This window comes from Candidatus Binatia bacterium (genome assembly GCA_036382395.1).
GTDB lineage: Bacteria > Desulfobacterota > Binatia > HRBIN30 > HRBIN30 > JAGDMS01.
Genome location: DASVHW010000243.1, coordinates 1 through 7,189, shown reverse-complemented (window position 1 = coordinate 7,189; position 7,189 = coordinate 1). Strand labels below are relative to the sequence as shown.

General features: G+C 64.8%; 8 protein-coding genes. All 8 read right to left on the bottom strand.

The genetic code is table 11. From position 1 onward, the window contains the following. On the bottom strand, positions 1-301 hold a 301-nt coding region (locus VF515_11435), incomplete at its 3' end, for a diacylglycerol kinase family protein (GenBank protein ID HEX7408245.1). After that, positions 298-1,698: an AMP-binding protein gene (locus VF515_11430; protein ID HEX7408244.1), complete on the bottom strand. Its 1,401-nt coding sequence runs from the start codon at positions 1,696-1,698 to the stop codon at positions 298-300. The genes VF515_11430 and VF515_11435, both read right to left, overlap by 4 nt. Next, positions 1,680-4,193 (bottom strand): MMPL family transporter, encoded by a 2,514-nt coding sequence (locus VF515_11425; GenBank protein ID HEX7408243.1) that lies wholly within the window; start codon positions 4,191-4,193, stop codon positions 1,680-1,682. Before VF515_11425 ends, VF515_11430 begins: the two co-directional genes overlap by 19 nt. After that, the gene (locus VF515_11420) at positions 4,190-4,954 is read right to left on the bottom strand and encodes a hypothetical protein (GenBank protein ID HEX7408242.1); all 765 of its coding nucleotides are present in this window, start codon (positions 4,952-4,954) and stop codon (positions 4,190-4,192) included. The genes VF515_11425 and VF515_11420 overlap by 4 nt, the downstream gene beginning before the upstream one ends. Then, positions 4,951-5,403, bottom strand: a complete 453-nt coding sequence (locus VF515_11415) for a 3-hydroxyacyl-[acyl-carrier-protein] dehydratase FabZ (protein HEX7408241.1) — start codon at positions 5,401-5,403, stop codon at positions 4,951-4,953. The genes VF515_11420 and VF515_11415 overlap by 4 nt, the downstream gene beginning before the upstream one ends. A gap of 10 nt (positions 5,404-5,413) precedes the next feature. Beyond that, positions 5,414-6,079: an outer membrane lipoprotein carrier protein LolA gene (locus VF515_11410; protein ID HEX7408240.1), complete on the bottom strand. Its 666-nt coding sequence runs from the start codon at positions 6,077-6,079 to the stop codon at positions 5,414-5,416. Between the two features lie 35 nt (positions 6,080-6,114). After that, positions 6,115-6,396: a phosphopantetheine-binding protein gene (locus tag VF515_11405; GenBank protein HEX7408239.1), complete on the bottom strand. Its 282-nt coding sequence runs from the start codon at positions 6,394-6,396 to the stop codon at positions 6,115-6,117. 82 nt (positions 6,397-6,478) lie between these two features. After that, the coding region (locus VF515_11400; protein ID HEX7408238.1) for a hypothetical protein at positions 6,479-7,189 on the bottom strand (711 nt) is incomplete at its 5' end.

Here is a 7,189-nt window from a genome sequence, read left to right as displayed (position 1 = left end):
TCGTGAGCATGATGGCCTGTACGACGTCACTGACCGTGCCGTCGCCGCCGGCCGCAATCACGATCTCGGGGCGAGTGTCGCCGAGCAGGCGCGTCATACGCCGGACGTTGTCGCCGTCGGCGCAGGTCTCCAGTTCTCCGCAGACGATGGCGTCGCGGCGCAAGGACTCGCGTCCCCGCGCCCACGCGCCTGCTCCCGCGCCGGTGTGCGAGTGGGGGTTGACGACCACGGCAATACGGCTCCGTCGCTGGGATGTCGGAGCAGGCTCCGCGCGCGCCTCTTCCGCCACGGCTCGAATCACTCGCGGCGATCCTCCCGCAGGTACCGGCGCCGTCGTCGTGCGTTGCGGATCTGGCGCAAGCCAAGATGCATCAGTGTGCGCGCGTCGAAACGCGGCCATTCCAGCAGCGCCTCCATGACGGTGATGGGCTTGCGACCTTCACCGCGCCAGTCGCTGATCTGGCTCGGCTTGTAGATCTTCGGCGTACGAAACAGCGCGCTGCGGTCCATCACCTCATTGTGAGGCAGATACTCGACTGTGACCGGAAGGCCGATGCGTTCGTTGAGCCGCCGCTCCGCCGCCGGATCGCGCGCGTGCTGCGGATCAGCGACCTCGATCAGAACGTGTAACCCGCGGCGGCGCACCAGAATGAAGAAGATGCGCGTGTCGAGGTGATCGGCAAACTCGTAGGCGCCGTCGAGGACGTCGTATGCCGTGGCGCGGGCGCCATCGATTTCAATCACGTCGTCAAGGCGACCGAACACTTGCAACACCGGGTCCGGAATCCCGCACCGGCACGGCTCCGGGCTGACGCGGACGAGATCGCCGGTGACGTAGCGCACCAGCGGCATCACCTCGTGCACCATACTGGTCACCGTCAGCACGCCCATCTCACCGGGTGGCACCGGAACGTGCGTCTGCGGATCGAGGACCTCCGCCTCGATCAGATCCGAGCAGAGGTGCAGCTGCCCCTCGACGCAGCTCAGCCCGAGCCCCATCGTCTCGTTCGATCCGTAGATCTCCGCGACGCGTGCGCCCCAGTCCTTCTCGATCACCCGACGCAGCGCCGGCGGCAGCACCGCGCCGCCGCAAACGACCACACGCACCGAGCCCAGATCGCGCTGGACGTCGAGTCCCTGCTCACGCGCCAGCTCGCGCAGCAGGATCGGCTCGAATGGCAAGCTCGCCAGCGCCGTGACCGGCAGCCGGCGGATGAAATCGAGCGCGCGCGTGAAGGGCACATCCCAGCTGACGTTGCCCGCGGCGATGTGGCAGGCACCCACCAGACGGAGCGCGTCTTCGAAGATGAACGACACCGGTGCGAACAGGGGGAACCGGTTCAGCATGATGCAGTCGGCCGAAAGCTCGGGCACCATCCGCCGCATCAGCTCGGCCATGACGCGCACTTCCGCCAACCCGCACCAGGTGGAGATGGGCTCGCCCTTGGTGCCGCTCGATTCGTGATAGTGCCATGCCTTGGTCGGCGGCACCGCCAGCATGCCGAAAGGACCGGCGTCGCGCAGGTGCTGCTTGAACGTCAATGGCAGCCGCTCAAGGTCCGCACGCCCGTTCAACTCGTGCCCCGCGAGGTGCCGGGCGTAGAAGACGCTGCGCCGCGCCCGCGCCACGGTGTCACGTAATGCCTGATCACGGTCTCCCACGTTGGCGCCACTCATCGCTACAGTCGCTGTGTCCATCTTTGCGCCCCCTCGTTCCTCCACAAGAGCTTCATCAACGCCGGCAGGAGAATAATAGACAAGGCCAGGCAGAGAAACAGTCCCAACCCGGTGAGTAAGCCCATGGTCGCCAAGGCCGGATAGCGCGATAACCCGAGGAATCCGAATCCGGTGATCGTAGCCAGCGCCGTCACTACCACCGCCCTGCCCGTGTAGCGAATGGCCGCCGGCGCACTCCCTCGTTCACGGGCACGGGCAACGATGTAGACTCCGTAGTCGACACCGATGCCGAAGATGAGCGCCGTCACGATCAGGTTGACCGGATCGAGCGCAATGCCGGTCGCCCACATGCTCGCGAAAAGTGCGATCACGACCAGCACCACCGGGGCGAGGACGGCAACCGCCAGGCCCACGCTGCCGAAGCTGATCAACAGGAGCAGGAAGTTACCGACCAACCCCAGGACGAAGAAGCGCGCCAGTTCGCGGCGTAACACCGCTCCGAGCTCCTCCTCCAAGAGCGAACGCGATGCCAGAATGGGGCGAAGATTGCCGGCGTCGTGCTGCAGGCGTTCGGCCACGGTCCGCAGGGTGATCCCCGCGGCTGGCTGCACGTAGGTCGCCACGATGGACTCACCCTGCCGCACGCGCACGTGATGGTTGACGAGGAACGCCAGCGGCGCCAGCGCCGGGGTGTCAATGCCGACGATGTCGCGGCGCGGCTGCCGGAACTGCGAAAGAAAGTCCGCAAACCGTGGTGCCACGAAGCCATGGCGCGCCAGCGCTGCGCGCAGCTCTTCGACCGCCGTCGCCCGCGGCAACTGATCGTATAGGGCGAGCCGCGCCTGCTGAGTGCGGACCGACGGCAGTACCGCCTGGACGCTCTGCACCGATTGCAGCACGCCCTCACTCTGGTACTGCAGCAGCTGCAACCCAACCGCTTCACTATCCACCAGCGCCTCCTCCAGAGTGGCACGGCGGACGAGCACCGCACCTCCCGACTCCTGCCAGCCGAACCGCGCCGCGATCTCGTCCTGCACCCGTGCTGCCTCGGAATGGCGCGGCCGCAGATGCGTCAGGTGGATATCCAGCGTCACCTGGCGCGCGGCAAACAGAAGCGCCACGCCCAGCAACGCCGCCAGGGTCGCCAACGGTACCGCCCGCTTCGCTGCGGCTTCAGCCACACGCGCCAGGTGCCGGGTCTCGAATATGCCGACACCTTCATGCTCCGGCCGCGCCACGAAAAAGCCGAGCGCAGGATAGAGCGTGAAGAACTGTGCCGTCGTCAGCAGCATGCCTAAGGCAGTGAGGAACCCGAGCTGGCGCACTGCCCCGAGGCAGGAAAACCCGATCACAAAGAATGCCGCCGCCGTCGTCGTCGTTGCCACCAGGTTCGCCCGCCCCAACCCTGCCAACGTGGCAGTCACCGCCGCACGCAGACTCTGGTGTTGCCGCTCTTGCAGCAGGCGCGAGTAGAAGTAGATACCGGAATCGATCGACAGTCCGTAGAGAATTGCGGCAAAGCTGATCGATACGGCGTTCAGCTCCTTGAACAGGAGGAGCGATAACGCAAACGTCACCAGCGTCGTCACGATCAGTGGATAGGTGACGAACGGCAAGATGCGAAGGTTGCGGTAGCCGACATAAAAGACGGCAAGCACGCCGATGAGCGCCAGGGCTGTGTACCGACTGACATCCCCTTGCAGCGTCGCCGCGTCCTCGATCGCGTACACGTAGCTGCCGGTATACGCCACGCGTAGAGGCGCAGCATGCTGCGCCCCTACAGCTACAGCAGCATGCTGCGCCTCTACGGCAGCACGGGTTTCGGCCTCCGCCGCGCGCACCTGACCCATCAGGCGCTCGCTGAAGCCGCCCTCGAAGGCCGACTGCTTCGGCCGCACCAGCACCAGCAACGCATTCCCGTCGCTTGAACCGAAGTACCCGCCACTCAGACTGGGGGCCACCCCCGTGTACGACTCTGCAAAGGCGCCGGCCGCCAGCCGCCGCACGCCTAATGGATCTTCGACGACCGCCTTGGTGGCGCTGAGATCGAACGGGGCACTGAGTATGGCGCGGTCGGCCGCGACCTGCACATCGATGCCAGCCGGCGTCAGGCGCTGCGCCAGCTCGGCGTAGTCCTTCTCGGTAAGATAGTTGTACAGGTAGCGGCCGAGGACGCCGTCGAGAATCTGCTGCACGTCGATCCGCGAGTGGACCGCGGCAACCGTGTCGAGCCCCGCCAGGCGGACCGCGAAGGCGTCGGCAAACGCCTGCAGCCGATCCGCCGGTTCACCCTCAATCATCACCACCAGCTGGTTCAGCTCTCCGAAGTCCGCCATGAACGACTTGAAGTCGTCGAAGGCCGGCCGGCCCTGCGGCAGCATGTTGAGGACATCGATGTCGAGATGCAGGCGTGTCAACGAGAGTGCGGACAGCAAACACACCACGACTGACGCGACCACGATCAGCCGGTGATGGCGCTCGATGGCAGCAACCCAGACGGCGTAGGGAAAGCTCACGATCCAGCCCACGGCGCCACTGGCTGAAACAGATCGTCGGCCAGGGCTGGGTTCACTTCGTAGCGCTGAATGGCAACGTCGAGCATCAGATGCTGGCCCGGGTAGCGCAATGCGATGTGGTACGGCAACGACGCGTCACCGACCGATCGATAGTCGTCATAGCGAATCACCAGGCGCGGCTGCTCGCTCTCGTAGCTGGTTTCGTCGAGGATCGTTCCGGCGTGCGCATCGACATGAATCTGGCGCAGCAGGGTGCCAGCGGCATCGCGGCAGCTGACGACAATTCCTGACGCCTCGACAGCGCTGGCGCGGCAGGTCCCAGGGAAAGCGTTCGGCCCGCGCAGAAACGCCTGACCGAGGTCTTCCTGGGAAAACGCCACACGGTTGTCCCGTGGCCGGCCATTGATGATCTTGTCTTCCATCGGCAGCGCCAGCTGGGCATGGTCTCCCCAACTGACATAGTCGAAGATGGTCAACCCGAACGGCAACATCAAGCGCAGCCGGAACCTGTCCGGCTTCTTGACCAGCAACACTCCGTCGGCGCTGTGCCGTTCCCCCTCGCGCTGAGTGTCGGCACTAAAACGTGCCCGCAGCGACATGATGCGGTTTTCGCGCTCACGCACGGTCTCGAGCGCCCGCGCCGGATCCAGCACCGGCAGGGGTGAAGGCACAGGAGGCGGCACCGAACACGACCAGAGGCTGACAACGGCCAGCGCGGTGAGAGCAGTAAACCGTGCCCGTCCGGCCACTCTCAGACTCATTGCTCGCGCTGTACTGCCTGCGGACAATGTAGCACCAACTCGGCAGCGGCACGGAAACGGCCCGCCACCTTCACGCTGGCTCTCACCTTTACCGTCGAGCCAAATCGCCGCACCACCCGCGCCACCACCAGCAAGCGGTCCCCAACCACAATCGGCAAATGACAGCGGAAGCGGTCGATTTGCGCCAGCACAGCCGGGGACGTAGGGTCCGAGGCATCAGACACCGTCAGGCCGGCGATCTGGGCCATCGCCTCGGCAAGCAGAACGGGCACGAGCGCCCCCTCGCCATCGACCAGCGGATCATCGCGCGTGATATTCTTCATGCCCACCGCCCACCGGCCCGGCTCCAGCATGATGGCGCCGTCGAGCATACGAAACGGGTACGCGTGCGGGAGCCGGGGAGCCAGGTCTCGCTCCCGGGCGCACGGTGTCAGGGGTTCGGGCTTCATCCGTGGCGCGTCACTTCTGGCCGCTGCTTTCTGCCCGCGGCGTGCCGATGTCGAACATCGCATCGGGGATATCAACGTTCCGCCGCACATCACTCAGGGTGATCTCCAAGCTGTCCCCGAGGGCGTCGTCGAGACGGATCTTCTGCGCCAACAGCCCCGGCCCCGCGAAGCGAAGTTGGATTGAGTGGAACATGCGCTTCCACGACTCTTGCCGCGGGACCAGGTTCACCTGGATCGCCGCACCATCTTCCGCAGCCGACACCTCGAAGCCTTGCTCCAACGCCTGCATTGACCCGGTGAAAATCGCACTCAATTGCGTGAACATGGCGGCCATCGGCGCCATGCCGAGGCCTTGGCGGTCGCGCTCCGGCAGATTCGGGATGTGCACGTCACGGCCCTTGATCGTGACCGTCAAAGGCTGCGGCTCCTCAAGTGTCAGCAGGATACGGTCGGGCCTTTTGAACATGAAACGCCCGCTTGAAACCAGCGGCTCGTCCAAGAGACTCACGTGTTTCACCTGGACGAATGCGGCCGCCATTGTGCGCATATCCTGCTGGGCCTGCTGAATCACCCGCAGGCACGTCTCCGTTGAGGTACAGCGCGCCGCCGCACCGCCCTGGCCGAGCGTCAGTCCGGCCGCCACGCCGGCAATCACCCAGAGCAGCTTGTTGCGCACCGGCATTCCGTCTTTCAGGCACGGCCAATCCGGCGCTACGCCTGCGGCGCCGCGGTGCCGTTCTGATTCGCGAGGACAAAATCGGCGAGGGCATCAAGCGATGCGAATGCGAGTTTGCCAACCTCCTCATCGGGGATGCTCAGGCCAAAGCGCTCTTCGACCAGCACCACCAACTCGAGCGCGTCAATCGAATCAAGACCGAGCCCTTCCACGAATATCGGCTCACTGTCTTGAATATCTTCCGGCCGAACGCCCTCCAGCCGCAAGCCTTCCACCAGAAGTGTCTTCAAGCTTTGCTTCACCTCGTCACGATTCACACGACTTCCCCTTTGGTTACTCCTTACAACGATGCTTCGGCACCCGGCAAGCCCTGAAAGGCATTTGACTCGGGCCTGCCGCTCAGAACGCCTGTCGCGTACCGAAGAGAAACTGCACGTCGCTCGCCTTTTTCGCGTCGTCCACCCGCGTCGCGACTTCGATGTACGCAACCGACGGAAAGAACCCCATGAAGTCGTACACTGCCGCCAGACCGACGCCCACGCCGACGGCGTAGCCACCGACATCGTAAACTTTCGCCGCGGAATTGCTGACCCGACCGCTATCGGCGAAGAAGCGCAGTTGCGAGCGGCGCATCACCAGGAGATCGAACAGATTGAGGTCGAGCTCCGGGTAGAGGTCGTGACGGATCTCCGCCCGTACGAGAAACATATTGCGCCCGAGTTCCTCCTCCGCCCCGATGCCGCGGATCGACAGCGATCCGCCGAGGCTGTAGAGGCCCTGGTTGGGAACCAAGCTCCCACCGAGCGGTTCGCTGAAGCCGTCCAGGACCTGAAGCGCGCCAATGGTCCCGTAGCTTCCCAACGGCTGCGTCAGCGCCGCGGTGGCGCCCCAGTCGACGTAATCGAAGTCGCCGCCGAGGGCGCGGTCGTACCAGTCGCCGTAGACGCGAAAATTCCGCTCGTGGCTCGGGTTGTCGTACGACAGGAGATTGGTATGGTCGTAGCGGAATCCCAGCGAGTTTAGCTGGCCGGTGGTACGAAAATCGGGTCGCCGCTTGTCCTTGAAGCTGCCGTCCAAGGCCTGAACGCCGTAGAAGGCGTACAGATTGTG

Excerpts from the sequence above, each read along its gene's own strand:
- VF515_11430 (HEX7408244.1), bottom strand. The coding sequence starts at position 1,698 with ATGGACACAGCGACTGTAGCGATGAGTGGCGCCAACGTGGGAGACCGT.
- VF515_11420 (HEX7408242.1), bottom strand. The coding sequence starts at position 4,954 with ATGAGTCTGAGAGTGGCCGGACGGGCACGGTTTACTGCTCTCACCGCG.
- VF515_11415 (HEX7408241.1), bottom strand. The coding sequence starts at position 5,403 with ATGAAGCCCGAACCCCTGACACCGTGCGCCCGGGAGCGAGACCTGGCT.